At 32.7% G+C, this 19,587-nt stretch carries 21 protein-coding genes; 13 read left to right on the top strand and 8 right to left on the bottom strand.

The window, feature by feature from the left end:
* The first annotated feature begins 448 nt into the window (after window positions 1–448).
* The 10 genes from PXD04_RS21885 (at window position 449) to coaBC (ending at window position 8,573) form a co-directional block, all read left to right on the top strand.
* Window positions 449–1,015, top strand: coding sequence for a DUF366 family protein (locus PXD04_RS21885; protein WP_409988259.1), 567 nt, complete (start codon window positions 449–451; stop codon window positions 1,013–1,015).
* A 13-nt stretch (window positions 1,016–1,028) separates the two neighbouring features.
* Window positions 1,029–1,517, top strand: coding sequence for a 6-pyruvoyl tetrahydropterin synthase family protein (locus PXD04_RS21880; RefSeq protein ID WP_323736920.1), 489 nt, complete (start codon window positions 1,029–1,031; stop codon window positions 1,515–1,517).
* Window positions 1,514–2,227 carry a 7-carboxy-7-deazaguanine synthase QueE gene (locus tag PXD04_RS21875; RefSeq protein ID WP_323737403.1) on the top strand — a complete coding sequence of 238 codons (714 nt, stop codon included), beginning with the start codon at window positions 1,514–1,516 and terminating at the stop codon, window positions 2,225–2,227. Before PXD04_RS21880 ends, PXD04_RS21875 begins: the two co-directional genes overlap by 4 nt.
* Window positions 2,228–2,637: 410 nt before the next feature.
* Window positions 2,638–3,213 carry a cyclic nucleotide-binding/CBS domain-containing protein gene (locus PXD04_RS21870; RefSeq protein ID WP_323736919.1) on the top strand — a complete coding sequence of 192 codons (576 nt, stop codon included), beginning with the start codon at window positions 2,638–2,640 and terminating at the stop codon, window positions 3,211–3,213.
* Window positions 3,214–3,288: 75 nt separating this feature from the next.
* Entirely contained in the window at window positions 3,289–4,224 is a 936-nt protein-coding gene (locus tag PXD04_RS21865) for a CBS domain-containing protein (protein WP_323736918.1), read from the top strand.
* 108 nt (window positions 4,225–4,332) lie between these two features.
* Window positions 4,333–5,157, top strand: coding sequence for an HPP family protein (locus tag PXD04_RS21860; protein WP_323736917.1), 825 nt, complete (start codon window positions 4,333–4,335; stop codon window positions 5,155–5,157).
* A gap of 123 nt (window positions 5,158–5,280) precedes the next feature.
* Window positions 5,281–6,117, top strand: coding sequence for a prephenate dehydratase (gene pheA / locus PXD04_RS21855; RefSeq protein ID WP_323736916.1), 837 nt, complete (start codon window positions 5,281–5,283; stop codon window positions 6,115–6,117).
* 49 nt (window positions 6,118–6,166) lie between these two features.
* A complete protein-coding gene (locus tag PXD04_RS21850; RefSeq protein WP_323736915.1) occupies window positions 6,167–6,799 on the top strand; it encodes a hypothetical protein in 633 nt (210 codons plus the stop codon).
* Window positions 6,800–6,812: 13 nt separating this feature from the next.
* The gene (locus PXD04_RS21845) at window positions 6,813–7,406 is read left to right on the top strand and encodes a PsbP-related protein (protein WP_323736914.1); all 594 of its coding nucleotides are present in this window, start codon (window positions 6,813–6,815) and stop codon (window positions 7,404–7,406) included.
* Between the two features lie 12 nt (window positions 7,407–7,418).
* Window positions 7,419–8,573, top strand: a complete 1,155-nt coding sequence (gene coaBC / locus PXD04_RS21840) for a bifunctional phosphopantothenoylcysteine decarboxylase/phosphopantothenate--cysteine ligase CoaBC (protein ID WP_323736913.1) — start codon at window positions 7,419–7,421, stop codon at window positions 8,571–8,573.
* Between the two features lie 28 nt (window positions 8,574–8,601).
* Here the strand turns inward: coaBC and PXD04_RS21835 are convergent, their stop codons facing one another.
* Both PXD04_RS21835 and PXD04_RS21830 read right to left on the bottom strand, forming a co-directional pair.
* A complete protein-coding gene (locus PXD04_RS21835) occupies window positions 8,602–9,267 on the bottom strand; it encodes a fibrillarin-like rRNA/tRNA 2'-O-methyltransferase (protein ID WP_323736912.1) in 666 nt (221 codons plus the stop codon).
* 18 nt (window positions 9,268–9,285) lie between these two features.
* Window positions 9,286–10,509 carry an ATP-binding protein gene (locus tag PXD04_RS21830; RefSeq protein ID WP_323736911.1) on the bottom strand — a complete coding sequence of 408 codons (1,224 nt, stop codon included), beginning with the start codon at window positions 10,507–10,509 and terminating at the stop codon, window positions 9,286–9,288.
* An 88-nt stretch (window positions 10,510–10,597) separates the two neighbouring features.
* On the opposite strand from PXD04_RS21830, the gene PXD04_RS21825 reads away from it, so the two are divergent.
* Both PXD04_RS21825 and PXD04_RS21820 read left to right on the top strand, forming a co-directional pair.
* Entirely contained in the window at window positions 10,598–11,515 is a 918-nt protein-coding gene (locus tag PXD04_RS21825; RefSeq protein WP_323736910.1) for a dihydroorotate dehydrogenase, read from the top strand.
* Window positions 11,516–11,529: 14 nt separating this feature from the next.
* Window positions 11,530–12,342 carry a dihydroorotate dehydrogenase electron transfer subunit gene (locus PXD04_RS21820; RefSeq protein ID WP_323736909.1) on the top strand — a complete coding sequence of 271 codons (813 nt, stop codon included), beginning with the start codon at window positions 11,530–11,532 and terminating at the stop codon, window positions 12,340–12,342.
* Window positions 12,343–12,471: 129 nt separating this feature from the next.
* Here the strand turns inward: PXD04_RS21820 and hjc are convergent, their stop codons facing one another.
* From hjc to PXD04_RS21790, 6 genes are all read right to left on the bottom strand, one after another.
* On the bottom strand, window positions 12,472–12,882 hold the full coding sequence (gene hjc, locus PXD04_RS21815; protein WP_323736908.1) for a Holliday junction resolvase Hjc: 411 nt from the start codon (window positions 12,880–12,882) through the stop codon (window positions 12,472–12,474).
* A gap of 169 nt (window positions 12,883–13,051) precedes the next feature.
* A complete protein-coding gene (locus tag PXD04_RS21810) occupies window positions 13,052–13,384 on the bottom strand; it encodes a PaaI family thioesterase (protein ID WP_323736907.1) in 333 nt (110 codons plus the stop codon).
* A gap of 480 nt (window positions 13,385–13,864) precedes the next feature.
* Window positions 13,865–15,199, bottom strand: coding sequence for an NADP-specific glutamate dehydrogenase (gene gdhA, locus PXD04_RS21805; protein WP_323736906.1), 1,335 nt, complete (start codon window positions 15,197–15,199; stop codon window positions 13,865–13,867).
* Between the two features lie 398 nt (window positions 15,200–15,597).
* Window positions 15,598–16,713, bottom strand: coding sequence for an AAA family ATPase (locus PXD04_RS21800; RefSeq protein ID WP_323736905.1), 1,116 nt, complete (start codon window positions 16,711–16,713; stop codon window positions 15,598–15,600).
* Between the two features lie 24 nt (window positions 16,714–16,737).
* Window positions 16,738–16,947, bottom strand: a complete 210-nt coding sequence (locus PXD04_RS21795) for a hypothetical protein (protein WP_323736904.1) — start codon at window positions 16,945–16,947, stop codon at window positions 16,738–16,740.
* Between the two features lie 5 nt (window positions 16,948–16,952).
* Complete coding sequence (locus PXD04_RS21790) at window positions 16,953–17,855, bottom strand: NAD(P)/FAD-dependent oxidoreductase (protein ID WP_323736903.1); 903 nt, start codon at window positions 17,853–17,855, stop codon at window positions 16,953–16,955.
* A gap of 369 nt (window positions 17,856–18,224) precedes the next feature.
* On the opposite strand from PXD04_RS21790, the gene PXD04_RS21785 reads away from it, so the two are divergent.
* Complete coding sequence (locus PXD04_RS21785) at window positions 18,225–19,505, top strand: transposase (protein ID WP_323736902.1); 1,281 nt, start codon at window positions 18,225–18,227, stop codon at window positions 19,503–19,505.
* Window positions 19,506–19,587 lie beyond the last annotated feature (82 nt).

The raw sequence follows: 19,587 nt of genomic DNA, 5'->3' as shown, positions 1-19,587 counted from the left end.
CAAATTTATAACATCAAATTTAACTTCATACTTTTGTAACTATATTGTAATATGAAATTCATACCCACAAGTGTTGACACTATCTAATCAGAAACAAAAGACATGAAACACATAATAAATCACACCAAAAACAAATATAAATAACAAAAACTTGACAATACATCAAATAAAAACTATTAACATATCTAATTACTTAAATAAAACTATATAATAAGTAATATATAAAATTAACTATAATTAATACTTAAAAATAGATATAAATAAAAAACAATTAGTAGTATAAAGTATAATAATATAATATGAAGAATTAAGTAAAAATAAAGTTAAAAATGGTGATTAAATAGAAAAATAAGATATTAAAAAGAAGAAATCCTTAACTTGATAGCATTGATCAATTATCATTAAAATTAATACATCCTAAAAATATAAGTAAATAATGAGTGATAAAATGCAGTACTTAAAATGGGAAGATGGAAACGAATATGATGGAAGTCAAATAAATCCATCATGGGCATTTCAGGAATTTAAAGTAAAAGATTCAACAATAGTATCATGGATAGGACCAATGAACATACTAGGCGATAACCTAATAGACTATGAAGATGTAGGCCTAGATATTAAAGGAGACAACATGCTAAACTTCATAGTAGAACACTTCGACGAACAACCAGGAAACCTGAAACTAGCATACCACAGACAAAGAATCCTAGTAATGATAACAAGAGACAAACTACTAAATTACGGAATCAAAACCACACAAGACGGAGATGACATATTCATAGACAATAAAAAACTATCAGTATCCATAGCCACAGCATCAATCAGCAGCATGAAAATGCACTTTGCATTAAACATTACAACAAAAGGAACACCTGATGATGTTCAAACATCAGCCTTAGAAGATAATAATCTAAGCCATAACGACATTCACAACCTACAGGATGAAATAGCACAAGCTTATATAGAAATGATAGAAACAATAGATAAAGACATTACAAAAACAAAAGTATTCTAGGAGGATAAATGATATGAAAGTAAATTTAGATGGAATTCATGCAAATTTAAGATTTTCAGCAGCACACATGGTAATAGGACACGAATCATGCGGAAAAATACATGGACACAGTTACATAGTGGATGTGGAAGTGTCCGGAGAAAGAAGTGGAAAATTCGGCTTCGTAATAGACTTCAAAATTTTAAAGAGTATTGCTAGGAAAATCTGCAAGTCACTAGATCACAGAGTACTGATACCAGTGGATAGTCCTGATTTGGAAATTACCCTTGATAATGATAAATCGGTGGAATTCACAGTCCTGGACTGTCTGGAATATAAGCTTCCAAAACAGGATGCACTATTACTGCCAATACCTTCTACTACTGCAGAATCATTATCTGTTTATATTACTGATAAGATTGTTGAAGAACTTAGTGATATGGATACCCTGGAATATATAGAAGTACGCGTCAATGAAGGTATCGGTCAGGGAGCTACTTATCGTCATATTCTTAACAAATAATTGGGGTTATTCTTATTAAATCTAAAATAATTGAAATATTTTCCAGTATTCAGGGTGAAGGTTTATTGATTGGTAAACGTCAGATATTTATTCGTTTTGCCGGATGTAATATTGATTGTAAGTACTGTGATACCCAGGATAGTAAAAATGTGGATGTTGGAAGGTATTATTCCTTTGAGGAATTAAATGAAGAAATTCAGAGTCTTATGACTGTTGATGTTGATTCCCTTGAAATTACTGGTGGCGAGCCTTTGCTTCACTGTGATTATATTCATGATTTTCTCAGCGAATATGGTTACAGGGCCATGCTCGAAACTAATGCTTCTTTGCCGGATAATTTGGCAAAGTTGTGTGATGTCATTGATATTGTTTCGATGGATATTAAATTACCGGAACATTTTAACAGTGAAGATGAATGGTTAAATGTATATGATAATGAGTTAAAATCCATACAAATAATGGAAGACAATAATATTCAATATTATATTAAAATAGTTGTATCTCCAACAACTTCCACCCAGATTATTGAAGATATTTTGAAGGATTTAATACCCGGGGTAAGTAGCAATGTGGAGATAATAGTGCAACCAGTAAGTCCAATGTCACTATGGAAAAATAAAGAAAACCTATTCAAAATATCCGAAACAATAGGAAAACATTTCAAAGTAGCAATAATCCCCCAAATCCACAAATACATGGAAATAGAATAACATAACCACCCACCATATATTAACTATTTTTTTCCCAGAACACACAACCCTCAACACCAGTTACTCACAATAACACACTAACAAATAAGATAAGCCGATAATTTCCAATACAACTAAATTCAAACTTCATACTATTAGGTTTTTATACTATTTAAAATTTTCTCACCACTCTAAAAAATTTCCCTTAATCAAAACCCTTAATTAATCATTTAACATAAAAAACAAGCAGATTATACAAAAATAAACAGTACACACCTAAACCAAACATAAAACCAGAAAAAATAGTTCGCACACAAAAAAATTAAATAATACACTAAAAACACTCCACATAATAAAAGAATAAGTATATTATAAACAACATAATAATAATTATGTTACTAAAAAATTTTTAACTCGGAGTAGTGATAAACATGGAATTAGAAATGGATAACAATTTTAGTATTAAAGATGCTGTAACATACGATGTAATAACAGCAACAAGTGACACAGCAATATCCGATATTGCAGACATAATGACTAAAAACGATATTAGTTCCGTGGTTATAGAAGATGACAAAGTAGAGGGAATAGTAACAACCAACAGTATTATTTCAAAGGTTGTATCAAAAAATATTTCACCACAGGACATAACTGCGGGAATGGTAATGGACAAATATGTGGAAACAGACATAGACTCAACATTATATGAAGCTTCTTCATTAATGATTAAAAACAATCGCAAAGTATTATTAGTCTTTGACAAAGAAGAATTCAAAGGAATAATAACACTCACAGACATAGTCCGAGTATCACCAGAACTTATCGAAATATTCATAGAACAAAAAAGTATAGATGATAAGAATTACCAAGACGGTGCAAGTTATTCAATAGATTACGATGAAAACCTCGACGAAGGAGTATGTGAAAACTGTGGTGTATACGGTCAACTAGAAGAAATTGACGGAAAATACATCTGCTCTGATTGTATAGATGACTCAGATGATTAAAAAAAAAATATTAGTATAAAACAAATTTCAATTATATTATAAAAATTAAACCAAAACACAAGGAGAGACAAAACAATGAAAAATAAATTAATCAAAAAATTAAAAACATACGATAACCTAGACTTACAAACTAAAAAAGCAGAAAATGACGGCGACATCATGAAAATAGCATATAAGGACGTTGTAACTGCTTCACAAAGCTCAACAATAATTGAAATAGCAAACCTTATGAGTCAAAAAGATATAAGAAGAGTACCTATAACTGATCCAGGAACAGGAAAACTCTTAGGAATCGTAACCACAATGGATATACTAGATTTCTTTGGAGGAGGAAAAAAATACAATCTAATAACAGAAAAACATAAAGGAAACTTCCTATCAGCAATCAACGCACCAATAAAAGAAATCATGACAACCGGCGTAAAAACCATGACAAACAAGGACACAATAATAGATGCAGCAACACTAATGTTAGAAGAAGACATAGGCGGATTCCCAATAATAAACAGTGAAGAAGAAATAGTTGGAATGGTAACAGAAGGAGATGTAGTAAAAAAATTACAAACACTAATATCCTCAGTTGAAGTACAGGATGTAATGGCAACCAACCTAATAACAACAACTCCAGGAACAAAAATAGAAGCAATAACAAAAATAATGGTAAGAAACTCCATAAGAAGAATACCAATAGTAGGGGAAGATGTAAAATCAGCCAGTAAAGAAGAAAAATTACTAGGATTTGTAACAGCATCAGACATTCTTAAATACATCGGAGAACACAAACTATTCGCAAAACTATTCTCAAATGAAGGAGATGATGTGGTAAACGTATCCATCGAAGAATTAATGGTTAAAGATGTTATAAGCGTATCCAAATATGATAAACTAGACCAAGTAGCAGATAAAATGTTCAAAGACAATATCAGAGGTTTAACAGTAACAGACGATGAAACAGGAAAACTGGTCGGAATAATAACAATAAGAGACTTACTAAAATCAGTAATCCAATAATAAATAAAGATTTTCTACAAAAATATTCAAAACTAAGAAATATTTATTTATATCTAGAAAACCATAGAATTAATTATATTGTTTAAAAAATAAATGGAGTTGATTTAAATGACAATAGATAAAGTAATGGCTAAAGATATTATCACAGTACGTAAAGATCAAACAATAAATGATGCTTTAAAACTGATGAGTAAACATAAAATTTCAAGATTACCAGTCATTTCTCCAAAAACAGACGAACTTGTAGGAATCATAACAGAAAAAGACATGGCAACAAAAATTGCTTCAGCAAAATACGAAGAAGTTCCACTTTCACACATGAGAATTTCAACAATCATGACCGATGAAGTAATAACAGCAAATGTTGAAGAATCAAAAGTACAAGTTCTTAAAAAGATGGTGGAAAACCATATAGGTGGAATACCAATAACTGATGGTGACAAAATAGTAGGTATGGTGACAAAAACAGACTTCCTCAAAGAAGCAAACACCGACGCATACTCAGAAACACCAATCAAAGACGTAATGACAAAACGTGTAATAACCATTAATCCAGATGAAAGATTAGTACATGCAAGAAGATTAATGATAGATAACGACATTGCAAGACTAGTTGTAGTAAACAATGGAATCATCATAGGCATATTCACAGCAAAAGACATGGCAAAAACAATCATAGACTTCAAAAAACGAGTACCTGAAAAATATCAGCACTCACAGATAAGAAACCTCTTCATACAGGAAGTAATGTCACAGACAATTGAAACAACCACAAAAGATGCTTCAATAGCAGAAGTTGCAAAAATAATGATTGAAAAAGAATTCAGTGGAATGCCAGTATCTGATGACAAAAACAAGGTACAGGGTATTGTTTCAAAAACAGACATACTCAAATACATCTATGACTACAACAGAAAAAGAGGAAACTACTAAAAATAGTTTTATTTCCTCTTTTAATATTTTTATATTTTCATTAGCATTAACCTCCAAGCAAAAAAAATGTACACCCTATTTTTTCACAAACATTAACAAGATATTTAAACATATTATATAATAATGAAAAAAAATAAACAAGTAGGATACCTGGGACCAGAAGGCACATTTTCCCATGAAGCCGTACTAAAAGTTATAGATAAGGATACTGAAATAGTGCCCTATGATAATATAATTCATATCTTCGAATCATTAGAAAATGATGAAATAGACGAAGCAGTAGTGCCAATTGAAAATTCAACAGAAGGATCAGTACTCGTAACACTAGATGCTTTAACACAATATAATCTGAAGATATACAAAGAATTAGAATTACCAATAAAACAGAATCTTTTAGCACAGAAAGGAAAAACCTTGGATGACATATTCGTAATCTGTTCTCATCAACAAGCACTAGCTCAATGCAGACATTATATAAACAACATAAACAAACAAGTTCATGCAATGTCAAGCACGGCAAATGCTGCTCGTTATGTAACAGAATTATCCACCGCCGCAGTAATAGGTAATGAAATATTATCAGAGAAATATAATCTAGAAATAATAGATAAAAACATTCAGGATTATGATAATAACATTACACGTTTCGTAATAATTTCAAAAAAATCTCAAGAAGAAGTCACAGGACATGATAAAACATCAATAATTATCTTATTAAAAGGAGATAAGCCCGGAGGACTTTATGAAGTGTTACGACTTTTTGCTCAGGAAAACATAAACCTTACTCGAATTGAATCCAGACCTTCAAAAAAGGGCATGGGCAAATACTTGTTTTTTATTGATATGCAGGGACATATAAATGAGCCTCATATAAACAGAACATTATCTGCAATTGAAGAAGAAGTCAGTATCCTTAAGGTACTAGGTTCTTATTCAACTATAACTGTTGGGGGGAATTAGCATAGCAAGAGGAAGCTCTCGACATAATATAGAAAGAAAATTAAAAGAATTGGAAGAAGAAAAAAATAAAGGAAACATAACATTAGATGAATATGATACACTACGTATACGTTATGAAAGAAAATTAGGTAACAAGGAAACAGTATCGAAACTTCAGGAATCTAAAGGATTCAAACCTTCACTCATAAAAGAAAAAAAGGCTAAAAAAGAAGAGTTATATGATGAATTTGTAGACCAGTACTCTAAAAGTGAAGGAAAAGATTATGGACAGATACAGCGTGCTAACATGTTCAGTAGCACAACCAAGAGGGCATTTATCATACTGTTCTTATTGTTGGCATTTGGTATTGGAATAATTGCGGGAATTACTGCTATAAATAATTCTCAAGCAAACACTTCACCTAATGTAACAGTATCAGACACTGCTTTTTCAGCAGATTCAACAACATTAAATGCTTCAAATATGACTAATAATACTGCAAATATAACTTATAATAAGACTAAGACATATTCTAAGAAATCATATTCTAACTATAAGAAGTCATCTTCAAGTAGTTCTAGTTCATCAAGCAGCAGTAGCTATGGAAGTAGTGGTAGATCAAGTTCGGGCAGCTCAGGTTCTAGTTCAAGATCAAGTTCGAGTAGCTCAGGTTCAGGTTCAAGTTCAAGTTCCGGTAATTAGGGGGGTGTAATACATGAAAATAAACAAAACAATAATACTAATACCAATACTGATAGTAATAGTAGTTTCATTATCTGGATGCATAACAGACGACCTGTTCAAATCCGGAGAAACATTCGAATCAAACGGTATTACATTCCAATACCCTGAAAGCTGGCAAGTAGTAAACAGCGTAGCAGAAGGATCAATAGGAGCAGTAGCAGATAAACAAAATCCTAAAATATCAGCAGTAGTACAGCAAGTACCATTAGAACTTGGAGCAGACATACAGGAAGCATGCAGTAACAATAATAAAAATCTGGTTAAATCACCGAACTATGTGAATATCCAGGAAGTAAAAACCACAATAAACAACCAGTCAGTAATAGTACACAGATACCTTGTAAACGAGGCAGATGGAACACAAAAAGAACATGTTGCAACATGGATAAAAATGAGCAACGGAAAAATGTATGTAGTACTCTTCTCAGCACCACTGGAATCATACGAATCACAAAGGTCCAGTTATGACTTAATAATGGGAACATTCAAACTAAAAAACGACCCAACATATGATGGTTCATTAGCATCAACATTCATGGAACAAGTAAACAGGTTCTTTTCATAATAAGGCGATAAGATGAAGATAATATTATGTATAACAGGCAGCATAGCCGCTACAGAAGATTTAAAATTAGTTCATGAATTAAAAAGACATGGATATGAAGTGGAATGCTTCATGACAGAAGCCGCCACAGAGATCATAACTCCACTCTCCATGGAGTTTGCCACAAAAAATCCTGTAATAACCAAGATTACTGGTTATGTGGAACATGTAACAAGAGCACAGGCAGACTTGATACTAGTAGCTCCAGCAACTGCAAACACTATCAGCAAGTTTGCACATAAAATTGCAGATACAACAGTCACAACATTGCTCTTAACTGCTAGTGGTTATGATACTCCCATCTTATTTGTTCCTTCAATGCACATATCAATGTATGAAGCAATCAGTGATAATGTTGAGAAGATTAAGGAAGATAATGAGCATGTCTATTTTATGGAGCCTAATGAATCTGAACGTAAGGCTAAGTTTCCATCAAGGCATGATATTGTCCTGGAAGTTGAAAGATTAACTGGTAATCAGAAGCTTGCTGGTAAGAATGTTTTAGTATCTACTGGTGCTACCTTTGAAGCTATGGATGCTATGAGGGGTATAACCAATAGAAGTTCTGGTAAGATGGGTGTTGAAATTGCTAAGGAAGCCTACCGGCAGGGAGCAAATGTCACACTTATCTGTGGTCTTATAAGAACTCATGTTCCTAAGCTTTTTCACCGGATTGATGTTGAGTCTACTCGTGAAATGATGGATGTTTTAAAAGAAAAAGTTGTCTGTTCTGATGTTTATGTTTCGGCAGCTGCTATATCTGATTTTTCGGTGGGTGATGTTTGTGAAAATAAGATTTCATCGGATGATGATGTTACTGTGCATTTTACTAGGTTGCCTAAGCTTTTAAAACAGATTAAAGTTTTGAATCCTGACACTTTTGTGGTTGGCTTTAAGGCCGAGGCTGGTGTTAGTGAGGAGTTTCTCATAGAAAAGGCGGTTAATCGTATGAATAATTATGGTACTGATATTATTGTTGCTAATGATATATTGGTTGAGGATGGTGGGCCTGGTTCTGATAATAATGAGGTTTACCTGGTTGATCGTGATGGTTATGAGAAGTATTGTCTTGATACTAAGGAGAACATATCTAAAAGGATTGTTGAGAAGGTATGTTCTATGTTATAATCCTTTTCTAATTTTTTCATACTTTTTTTTAGAAATTTTTTTCACAAATAAATGCTATATGATCCTTCTCATATGGGTCTAGTTTTATTTCTTCAATAACTTTCAGGCCACCTTCTTTTAAACGTTTCTTTTCTTCTTTAAAAATATCATTTGGTTTACGGGTAACATCAATACTTCTAGCTTTAATCATTAATATTCCAACACAATCATCTTTTCCAAATAGTCTGAAATTATCCAGGAACAACTGTGTCTGAGTAGCCTGAGCAACATCACTATAAACAACATCAACCTTCTCAACAAGGTGCTGATAATTATGAGGACGAGTAGCATCATTAAGAATAGCAAACAAATTCTCACGATTACCTGACACGTCCAGAAAATCCCTCATCATAGTAGGACTAAACTCAACAGAATACACACGACCATCAACACAAATATCAGAAATATGCGAAGGAGTAGTACCCGCAGAAGCACCAAGATACAACACCTTAGAATCATGCTTAAACGGAAAAGTATGCAAACCCTTAACAATAGCAGCAGCTAACTTAGAACGCCTAGGATTCCAGATACGTAACTCCTTACCCTCATATTCAATCAATTTTTCCTGATACACCTGAATCCCAGGAGTCAAATTAACAGTAGCAATACTGTTATCAATCTGATAAACATTTTCACCAATCTCAATTACCTGCATAATATTCAACTCCTCATCTTAATAAGTATATTCTCCTTTTCTTAACTTCTTCTTATTACGTTTCTTCTTCTTTCCACGCTCTTTCTTACCCTTCTTCTTACGACCATTATCACCAGAATCATCCTTCTTATTCTTCTTACGTTCAGGAAAAGGATGTGCCTTCTTAATCTCATCAATTCTTTCCTCAAGCTCAACACGTAAACCTGGATCATAATCACCACTAAAAGCATCCTTACGAGCCGCAATAGTAATCTTACCAGCTACAGCACGAGCCAATTTACCCCTAACCCACCAGTTAGAACCACGAATAAGAGGGTGCTGGAAAATCAAACCATGCTTAGGAGGATTTTCACCAGTCTTCAAATGCCTAAAAATAGCTTTCTCAGCACCAATAATCTGAACAGTACTACTAGGAAGCTTAGCTAAATTCTCAAGACCATTAGTATGAGCAATAAGCTTGGCACTAAGATTAGCCCCAGCAACATCATACATATTCGGAGCAACCTCCCTAATCTTAGAATCAATAAACTCTTCCAAAGTATTCCTAGTTTCATACAAACTATACACACTCTTAGCAAAAGACCGGATAATCATCAAATCAGCTTCACCAATATCAACACTATAATCAGGATTTAAACTAACATGAGTATTGTCCAAAACATTCGATTCAATAATATTCTCACGACTAGTATACTCGGCAATAATCCTGGAATACAACTCATGATTATGAAGCTTATCCAGCTCCGGAAGAATAGGAGTACACCATTCACGTAAACGTTCAATCAGCTTTCCACTACTTTCCTCAATTTCATCTAACGAATTAATCGTCTCAACAATCATAACATCATTAGTTTTAACAGACTCCCGTATTTTACGAGAAGCTAAAATATTATAAGAACTGTTAAGACTCTTTCCTATATCAACATCAGTCAACGAAGAAATAATTTCATCAAAATTCGCCCTAACATAATCTCCATGACCCGTGAAATTCTCAACAAAAACATTTCCCTGATCAAATAAAGCATCATAAACTGACTTACTCTTATTAGTTTCAATGATAACCTCATCATAATCTTCAAGTAAACGTCCAATCAATTCAACTTCTTCATCAGTTAACTCCCTCTTTTCAACTTTCTCTAAGAATTCAACCTGCCTTTCATCAAACAAGAATTTATCAACAATACTAAATTCTTCATCCAGGGCAATAAATCCAAAACTAGTTGTTGTAATAAAAGCTTTCATGTATAATATTTTTAGTATTATTAATTAATATTAATTAACTTTAAAAAACAAAAATTATACTAATAAAAAAAATGGAATAGGAAATATCATGTTAAAATCTAATATTCTTGGAATGAAACTGAAAAACCCACTATTTTTAGCAGCAGGAATCCTCGGAACAACTGCCAGCAGTATGAAAATGGTAGCACGAGCAGGAGCCGGTGGAATAGTAACAAAATCATTTAGCTTAGAAGCAAACGATGGATACGAAAACCCGACAATCGTAAAAATAGAGGGAGGAGTAATAAATTCAGTAGGACTAGCAAGCCCAGGAGTCGAAGCAAAAAAGGAAGAACTAATGGAACTAGAAGAAATACGAGACGAAACACCAGTAATAGCATCAATATATGGTGATAGTGAAGAAGTATTCTGTGAAGTAGCAGAACAAACAAAAAAACTAGTTGACGCATTCGAATTAAACGTTTCATGCCCACACGCAAAATGTGGATTCGGATCAAACATAGGCGAAGACCCCGAAATGACATACAACATAGTAAGCAGCGTAAAAGATGCAATAAAAGACGTACCAATAATAGTTAAACTAACACCAAACGTAACAGACATAACAAAAATAGCAAAAGCAAGCGAAGAAGCAGGAGCAGACGCACTAACACTAATAAATAGTGTAGGACCAGGACTAAGAATAGACTACCAGACAGCAAAACCAATACTCAACAACGTACTCGGAGGAATAGCAGGGCCAATGATAAAGCCAATAGCACTAAAATGCGTATACAACACATATAAAACAGTCGACATACCAATATTCGGAGTCGGTGGAATAAAAGATTACAGGGATGTGCTTGAATTCATGTATGCAGGAGCAAGCCTACTGCAAATAGGAACATCAATAATGTATGATGGCCCGGAAATATTCAAAAACATAACCGACGACCTAAGCATATTCCTAGAAGAAAACGGATATAACAACATAACCGAGATAATAGGATTATCACATGAACTATAAGGAGTGTTTTTAGGATGATTCAAAATGTATATGATGATGAAGTACCAAAAGTAGTGACAATAAAAGAAACAATAATCGAAACACCAACAGTAAAAACATTCATATTCCCATTCCAAATAACAGAAGACATACATCCAGGACAATTCGTAATGGTATGGGACTTAAACACAGAAAAACCAATGACAATATCAGTAATAGACAAAGAAAACAATCAAATGGGTATAACAGTAAGAAAAGCAGGACCATTCACAGAAAACATGTATGAAAACATAGATGTCGGCGACAAAATAGGAATCAGAGGACCATACGGCCACGGATACGAATTATCAGATTATAAGAAGATACTAGCCGTAGGTGGAGGATCAGGAATAGCATCACTAGCACCATTACTATCCTTCTATGATAATGTTGACCTAATATCTGCTGCAAGCTGTAAAGAAGAATTAGTCTTCGTTGAAAAATTTGAAAAAGAAAACATAAAAGTACATGAATGTACCGATGATGGAAGCCAAGGATTTAAAGGATTCAGCACAGAACTAGCAGAACAAATGCTTCAAACCGGAGAATACGACATAATCGTGGGCTGTGGACCAGAAATAATGTCATATAAACTACTAGAATTAAGTCAAAAATATGATGTAGACTGTCAATTAGCATTAGACCGATACATGAAATGCGGTCTAGGAATATGTGGACAATGCTGTATAGACGATACAGGTTACAGAGTATGCGTAGAAGGACCAGTATTTGATAAAAAACAGTTAAGTCAACTTTCTGAGTTTGGAAAGTACAGGCGTGATGCTGCAGGAAGTATTGTGAAATATTAGTACTTCCTTATTATTTGTTTTTTGTGTTGACATGTTTTTTTTTCCATGTTTTTTATATATTTTATAACTTATGTAATTATTATTTTTAACTTAGTTACTTATAACTTATTATAATAAAAAAATTAATAATTAAATTAAACGAGTCTGCTTAGTACCACCTATTATTTCTTCAAAATCTAAACCTTTGCTGAAAGCAAGATCTGTATTGACTCTATAATTTTCGCTACGGGTAATATGTAAATCTTCTATTTTAACAAATCTCCAAGGTTTACGGATAAACTTAGCACCAATATAGGGTGTGGCACCAAATATGTTGCAAAATTCTTGTAGGTTGCTTATTTTCTCATTGTCAATGTATATGTGGTCTTGTCTGGTGGATTTTACTTCTATTGCCAGATATATTTTGCCGTTACCTGCAAGAACATCTGGTAATGGTCTTTTTGTTGCACCTCCACTGGCTGGTGCACGCATGGCGGCAAAACCTGCATCCCATAATTTATTGACTAAGTCTCTTTCTTCTACTGAACCCTTTTTACTCATAAAAAATATTTCCTTTACATTTTTCTTTCTTAATTTATATTTTTGATTTAGGATGTTAATTATACTAATCATATATATTATAACTTAAATCTAAAAACTTATAACTAAAAACTTATCATAAACTCTTGGAAAAAAAATAAAACAAACTCAAAAAGGGGGAATGTAATGATTAAAGTTTAAACCCATTACCAATAAACACGGCAACATCACGACCCGTATCATCACTAATATCCACATTAATAATAGAAGTAGTACGACCACTTTTTCTACAAGTAGCCCTAGCAATTAATTTATCACCCTTAGCAGCACTCAAATAATTAATATTAACACTCTGAGCAACTGTCAAAGAATGAATATGATTAGATAAAACAGCAAAAGCAAAATCAGCCAGAGTAAAAATCACCCCACCCATAACTCCACCATAGGCATTTCTATGACTATCATTCAATTCTAAACTACAAACAGCATACTCTTCTGTTAATTCATCAATCCTTGCACCCATATTAGTTGCAAACTTATCCTCTTTGAAATTTTCACGAGCTTCCTCTAACGATTTAAATGTTGACAAATAATCACCTTTTTAATATAAAATTCATAATTATATAATAATTATGTAAAAACTATTACTAAAATGTTCATAATAATGCAAATCTTATGAATGAAATATTAATTGCATCGTTAATTTTTTTCTATCTGTTGTGTAGAATTAGAAACAATAATACCCTAATCATTATTATATTTATTTATGGCATTTTTTTTGTTATGTTAAAATATTTTTTGATGTAGTTATAATTTTTTGTTCAAGTTTTTTGGTCATATTTTTTGTTGTGTAAAACTTTAGTTTTATTATAAATTATACTTTAATAAATTATAACTTATTATTTTTCATTATTGGTTTGGATGAATATGTGTTTAAATATAATTAATTTTTTTTATATAATGAGTATTTGTATGTGAAAGAGGAGGTGAGTGGTGAGTGAATCTATACGATTCCTTGTCCTTGCATTGCTTCTGCAACTTTTTCGAATCCTGCAATGTTTGCACCTGCAACGTAGTCGTTGCCTTGTTCGTATTTTGCACAGCTGTCTTGGATTTGTTTGAAGATGTTTTTCATGATGTTTGCGAGTTTGTTGTCTACTTCTTCGAATGTCCATGATAGTCTTTCTGAGTTTTGGCTCATTTCTAGTGCTGATACTGCTACTCCTCCAGCGTTTGCTGCTTTTGCTGGGCCGAAGAGTACGCCGTTGTCTTGTAGGTATTTTGTTGCTTCGAGTGTTGTTGGCATGTTTGCTCCTTCGGATAGTGCGAAGTAGTTGTTGTTTACTATGTTTTTAGCGTCGTCTATGTCTACTTCGTTTTGTGTTGCGCATGGGAGTGCTACGTCTGCTTCTATTGTCCATACTCCTTTTCCTTCATGGTATTCTGCGGATGGTCTTTCTGCTGCGTAGTCGCTCATTCTGAGTCTTCTTACTTCTTTGATGTCTTTGAGTAATGCTACGTCTATTCCTTCTGGGTCGTATACCCATCCGGTTGAGTCGGATGCTGTTACTACTTTTGCTCCTAGTTGTTGTGCTTTTTCTATTGCATATGTTGCTACGTTTCCTGAACCTGATACTGTTACGGTTTTTCCGTCTAGTGTTTCGCCGTTTGCTTTTAGCATTTCTTGTGCGAAGTATAGTAGTCCGTATCCGGTTGCTTCTGTTCTTGCGAGTGATCCTCCGAAGGTTAGTCCTTTTCCGGTTAGTACTCCTTCGTATTGTTTGGTGAGTCTTTTGTATTGTCCGTATAGGTATCCTACTTCACGGCCACCTACTCCTATGTCTCCTGCTGGTACGTCTTGGTCTTGGCCGATGTGTCTGTATAGTTCGTTCATGAAGCTTTGACAGAATGCCATTACTTCGCGGTCTGATTTTCCTTTAGGGTCGAAGTTTGATCCTCCTTTTCCTCCGCCTATTGGTAGTCCTGTGAGTGAGTTTTTGAATATTTGTTCGAATCCGAGGAATTTTATGATTCCTATGTTTACTGATGGGTGGAATCTTAGTCCGCCTTTGTATGGTCCGATTGCGCTGTTGAATTGTACTCTGTATCCGGTGTTTACTTGTACTTGGCCTTCGTCGTCTACCCATGGTACTCTGAATTTTATTTGTCTTTCAGGGTTTGCTAGTCTTTCTAGAAGTGCGTCTTTTCTGTATTGTTCTTCGTTTGCGTCTACTACTACTTCTATTGATTTGTATACTTCGTTTAGTGTTTGGTGAAATTCAGGTTCACCTGGGTTTTCTTTTGTAATTTTGTCAATTACTTCGTCAACATATGACATATATTTTATCTCCTTTTATTGTAATTATTTTTTTGTACCCTTTTTTTTGGTTTTTGGGGGTTGTTTTGAGGGCGGTTTTTTTCAGGGTTTTTCAAGTAGGAAAACCCTTTCCGTTCTCACTACTTATATATTTGGTTTTCATAGTATTTATAACTATTTTTGATTGTTGGATATTGTTTAATATTTTATTATTTTTTCTATTATTTTCTAAAATTTTATTATTATTTTTTTATTTGTTCTTTTTTTGTTCATTTCTTTTAGGATTTTTTGGAATTCTTTCTTACTTTTTTATATAATTATAACTTATCTTTAATAACTTATAACTTTTAAGTTATTTAATAAAAACTAAAATCTAATAACTTATAACTAAATTCTATAAAAAAAATAGAAAAACAGAATTATGTAAACATAGTATCAGAATTCACAAATTCCTTCCTACACTCCTTAATAGCATAATCAATATCCTCATCACCAATAACATCCTTGGACTCAGTAATAGCCTTATGAAGAGCAGTTTTCAAAACCTTCTGTTTAATATCCCTACCAGACAAACCCTTAGTCTTCTCAATAACACTATCTATATTAAAAGCACATTCCAAAGGTAATATCTTAACATTGTTTTCCAAAATTTTCAATCTATCCTTATCATCAGGTAATGTAAATTCAATCTCCTCTTCAAAACGACTTCTAACAGCATAATCTAACAATGCCGGATTATTAGTAGCACAAATTGTAATAACATTATCATTATCTTCTATACCATCCATTTCAGTAAGAAGAGCATTAACAATCTCTGTCACATCACCACGCAATGACTGATATTTTCTCTCCAAAGCTATAGCATCAATCTCATCAATAAAAATCAATGTAGGCTTCTTAATCCTTGCCTGTTTATATAACTCATGTATCTGAGAAGCACCATCACCAACATGACTACCAATAAGACTGGTTGCTTTAATCATCTGAATATTAATGTTCAACTCATTTGCCAGTGCCTGTGCAAGCATGGTTTTTCCTGTTCCGGGCATACCATAAAACAATATATTTTTAGGTGCCCATCCATTAAATCGTTCAGGTTCTTCCAAATATTTTGTTATAATCCTAGTTTTATCTTTAGCTTTCTGTTGACCTATAACATCATCAATTTTAATATCAGTGCTTGTTTTAACCAGTTCTACCTTTGTTTCTGGTGATAAGACAAGAATTGAAGTATTGTTTGTTATATATGAATTATCTGGTCTTACTTCCACTACCTGAAATGCAAAGTCAGGCATCAGTTTTTGGTCAAATATGTACTGATTTTTATGTACTTTGTATCCATTCCACTGTTCTTTGGCATATAATTCAAATAATTCCTTGTTGGACACTTCTATTTGTGGGGATTCAATGAAATTACTTTCTACTGGGTATCCTACTGGTGATATTACAAGAACTTTTGCCTCTACCCTGTTTTGTATTATTTGTTGTCTTATCTGTTCATCTGTTAAATATTTGCTTTCTGCCCTATTTTTCATTGCATCACCTCGTTAATCGTTTTTTCATGTTTTTATAATTATATGGCTATCTTTATCTTTATCCATATTAAATTCAACATTATCTAATCCTTTGTATAATATTTCAAATATTTCCCATAATGTGTTTGTATCTGCTCTTATTATAATGTTGTCATTTTCTGTTTCAATTTCTATTTCTGGGAAGTCATTTTTTAAATCATTTATTATTTCTTCTTGTAACTCTTTGTTTGTCATGTTAATCATATTAATAAGTATTGGATGCTGTCACTGGCTATTGCACCCTGGCCTGCTGCTACAACTATCTGTTTTATTCCGCCTGTTACATCACCAACTGCATAAATGTTGTCATCACTGGTTTTCATATTTTCATCAGTTATGATATATCCGTACTCATTACATTTAATTCCATAATCTAGTGCTAACTTATTATTTGGAATATTGCCCACAGCAATAAAGACTCCATTGACTTTGAGTGTTGTTTCCTTGCCAGTCTTTTTGTTTATAATAACTGCTTCCTCAACCATCATTTCGCCCCTGATTTCCTTAAGCTCACTATCCCAATAAATAGGCACATTGTTCTTTTCAAGATCTTCCTGAAGCTTAACATCACACCTTAACTTGTCACGCCTATGAACAATACTGCACTTAACACCAATACGATTCAAGTACAATGCCTCAGTAGCAGCACTGTTTCCTCCACCAACAATAATCACCTCACGATCAACAAAGAAATTACCATCACAAACCGCACAATAGGACACACCCCTGCCAGTAAACTCGGCAACACCAGGAACATCCAAAGTTCTATGTTCACAACCAGTAGCCAAGATAACATACTTGGAAGTAAAAGAACCCTTATGAGTAACCACTTCATAAGAATTATCAGAACTTTTCACTATTTCCTGAACAATCGTTAACTCTTCAATATCACAGTATAAACCTGCCTGTTGGGAAACATTTTTCATCAACTCATCACCCGGAATCTTATCAAAACCAGGATAATTCTCAACTAATGGAGCAGTATTTGCAGTACCCCCACTCTGTCCCTGATCAATGATAAGAGCATCTAATCCTGCACGTCCAGCATAAATTCCTGCAGTAAGTCCAGCTGGACCTGCTCCAATAATAATAACATCATACATAATCTCACTTTCTACAATTTTTTTTTTATTCAATTAGTATTTGACAAAATTATCTTTTTATTTGTTTTTGTAATACTTTTTTCATTTTGACATTTTTTTTTGTTTATTATTATATTTATTTGATTATGGGTTTTATATTAGTTATCAGTTCCCCCCTTTTATTTGTTATCATGTCTGGATTACATTTATATATGTGTTTGTATAGAATATTATTATAAAATCATAAGTTTATTCAATAATTTTATAAATTATAAGTATATTTTATATTTTATGTTATTGTTTACTCTTTTATGATTTTTTTATAAAAGTTGAAATTGGGGTGAATTTTTTTTTTAGTTATTTGTTATGTGTGTTGATGATAATTTGTATTTGACTAAGAGTATTCTGGTTCGTGGGCTTTCTAAGGAGCAGTTTAATGTTTTAGTGGATATTTCATCTAAACTTAATGATTTAAGAAATTATGCTGTAGAAACAACCCATTTAATCAAAAAAAGTGATGAAAAACATTATAAAAAAATAAATTATAAAACCATTATTAATAAAGTTAAATCTAAATATGGTGATGTTTATTCTTTTATTCAAGCTCATTTGGCAAATGCGACTATTAAAAAGCATGTGGGTTCTTTTAATGGGTATGTTGTATTATTGAATAAAAAAATTGATAATGAATTTGATCGGGAGGTTAATAGTCCTAAAAAGCATGACAATCGTTTACATAATATTATTATACCGAAAGAGTCTATAACCTCTTCTAAAAAGAAACTTGCGGAGGGTTTTATTGAATTACCTCTTAGTAGGAAATATAAGAAAGAATTAGATGATGTGAAGTATAGGCCTAGGATTAAAATTCCAGAGGATATACGTGATAAAAAGATTATTCAGGTGGAAATAATACCAATAGACGATGGTAAAATGTTTAAGGCAAACTTTACTTATCAAATAGAAAAAGAACCACTCGGTTTGGATAAAGATAATGTTATGGGTATTGATCTGGGTGTTAATAATTTTGCAACACTGGTTACAACGGAAGGGACTCCATTTATTGTGGACGGGAGATTTCTAAAAAATCAAATAGCCTTCAAAAACAAAAAAATAGCACATTACCAATCAATATTAAATAAACAAGGTCTAAAAAAATCCAAAAGAATAACAAAGATAAACACCAAGTTTAAACAAATACAAAACAACTATTTAAATCACGTCACCCGGTTTATACTAAGTATATGTGAAAAACAGGATATTGGTACAATAGTTCTCGGATATAACAAGGATTTTCAAAACCAAAGCAATATGAGACCACCTCAAAATCAAATATTCGCACATATGGCATTCAAAAAATTCAAAGAAAAACTAGAAAACAAATGCAAAATACACGACATAACACTAATAATCCAAGAAGAATCCTACACCAGCAAAAGCAGCTTCCTAGACAACGACATACTACCAACATACCGGCCAAACAATAACAAATCTTATGAATTCAAAGGAACAAGAATAAAAAGAGGACTATACAAAACAAGTGAAGGAAAACTTATCAATGCCGATGTAAATGCTGCTGCCAATATTATACGTAAATGTAAGCAGAAATTCAATTTTGAACGACTGTATAAGTGGGTCCAGTACGCTCCAAGTAAAATTAAACCCATTTAAACATTTTACAAAAAAAATTATGATTATATCATAATTATTTTGTAATAATTGTTAGTTTGATTTTGCAAAGACAATCATTATT

It is taken from the genome of Methanosphaera sp. ISO3-F5 (genome assembly GCF_034480035.2).
Taxonomy (GTDB): Archaea; Methanobacteriota; Methanobacteria; order Methanobacteriales; family Methanobacteriaceae; genus Methanosphaera.
The sequence above is the reverse complement of the archived record's forward strand: the minus strand, read 5'-3'. Positions and strand labels throughout refer to the sequence as shown.

What these genes read in the sequence shown, in the direction of transcription:
- PXD04_RS21885 (WP_409988259.1), top strand. Translation starts at nt 449, where the DNA reads ATGCAGTACTTAAAATGGGAAGATGGAAACGAATATGATGGAAGTCAA.
- PXD04_RS21880 (WP_323736920.1), top strand. Translation starts at nt 1,029, where the DNA reads ATGAAAGTAAATTTAGATGGAATTCATGCAAATTTAAGATTTTCAGCA.
- PXD04_RS21870 (WP_323736919.1), top strand. Translation starts at nt 2,638, where the DNA reads ATGGAATTAGAAATGGATAACAATTTTAGTATTAAAGATGCTGTAACA.
- PXD04_RS21865 (WP_323736918.1), top strand. Translation starts at nt 3,289, where the DNA reads ATGAAAAATAAATTAATCAAAAAATTAAAAACATACGATAACCTAGAC.
- PXD04_RS21860 (WP_323736917.1), top strand. Translation starts at nt 4,333, where the DNA reads ATGACAATAGATAAAGTAATGGCTAAAGATATTATCACAGTACGTAAA.
- pheA (WP_323736916.1), top strand. Translation starts at nt 5,281, where the DNA reads ATGAAAAAAAATAAACAAGTAGGATACCTGGGACCAGAAGGCACATTT.
- PXD04_RS21845 (WP_323736914.1), top strand. Translation starts at nt 6,813, where the DNA reads ATGAAAATAAACAAAACAATAATACTAATACCAATACTGATAGTAATA.
- coaBC (WP_323736913.1), top strand. Translation starts at nt 7,419, where the DNA reads ATGAAGATAATATTATGTATAACAGGCAGCATAGCCGCTACAGAAGAT.
- PXD04_RS21835 (WP_323736912.1), bottom strand. Translation starts at nt 9,267, where the DNA reads ATGCAGGTAATTGAGATTGGTGAAAATGTTTATCAGATTGATAACAGT.
- PXD04_RS21830 (WP_323736911.1), bottom strand. Translation starts at nt 10,509, where the DNA reads ATGAAAGCTTTTATTACAACAACTAGTTTTGGATTTATTGCCCTGGAT.
- PXD04_RS21825 (WP_323736910.1), top strand. Translation starts at nt 10,598, where the DNA reads ATGTTAAAATCTAATATTCTTGGAATGAAACTGAAAAACCCACTATTT.
- PXD04_RS21820 (WP_323736909.1), top strand. Translation starts at nt 11,530, where the DNA reads ATGATTCAAAATGTATATGATGATGAAGTACCAAAAGTAGTGACAATA.
- hjc (WP_323736908.1), bottom strand. Translation starts at nt 12,882, where the DNA reads ATGAGTAAAAAGGGTTCAGTAGAAGAAAGAGACTTAGTCAATAAATTA.
- PXD04_RS21810 (WP_323736907.1), bottom strand. Translation starts at nt 13,384, where the DNA reads ATGGGTGCAAGGATTGATGAATTAACAGAAGAGTATGCTGTTTGTAGT.
- gdhA (WP_323736906.1), bottom strand. Translation starts at nt 15,199, where the DNA reads ATGTCATATGTTGACGAAGTAATTGACAAAATTACAAAAGAAAACCCA.
- PXD04_RS21800 (WP_323736905.1), bottom strand. Translation starts at nt 16,713, where the DNA reads ATGAAAAATAGGGCAGAAAGCAAATATTTAACAGATGAACAGATAAGA.
- PXD04_RS21795 (WP_323736904.1), bottom strand. Translation starts at nt 16,947, where the DNA reads ATGACAAACAAAGAGTTACAAGAAGAAATAATAAATGATTTAAAAAAT.
- PXD04_RS21790 (WP_323736903.1), bottom strand. Translation starts at nt 17,855, where the DNA reads ATGTATGATGTTATTATTATTGGAGCAGGTCCAGCTGGACTTACTGCA.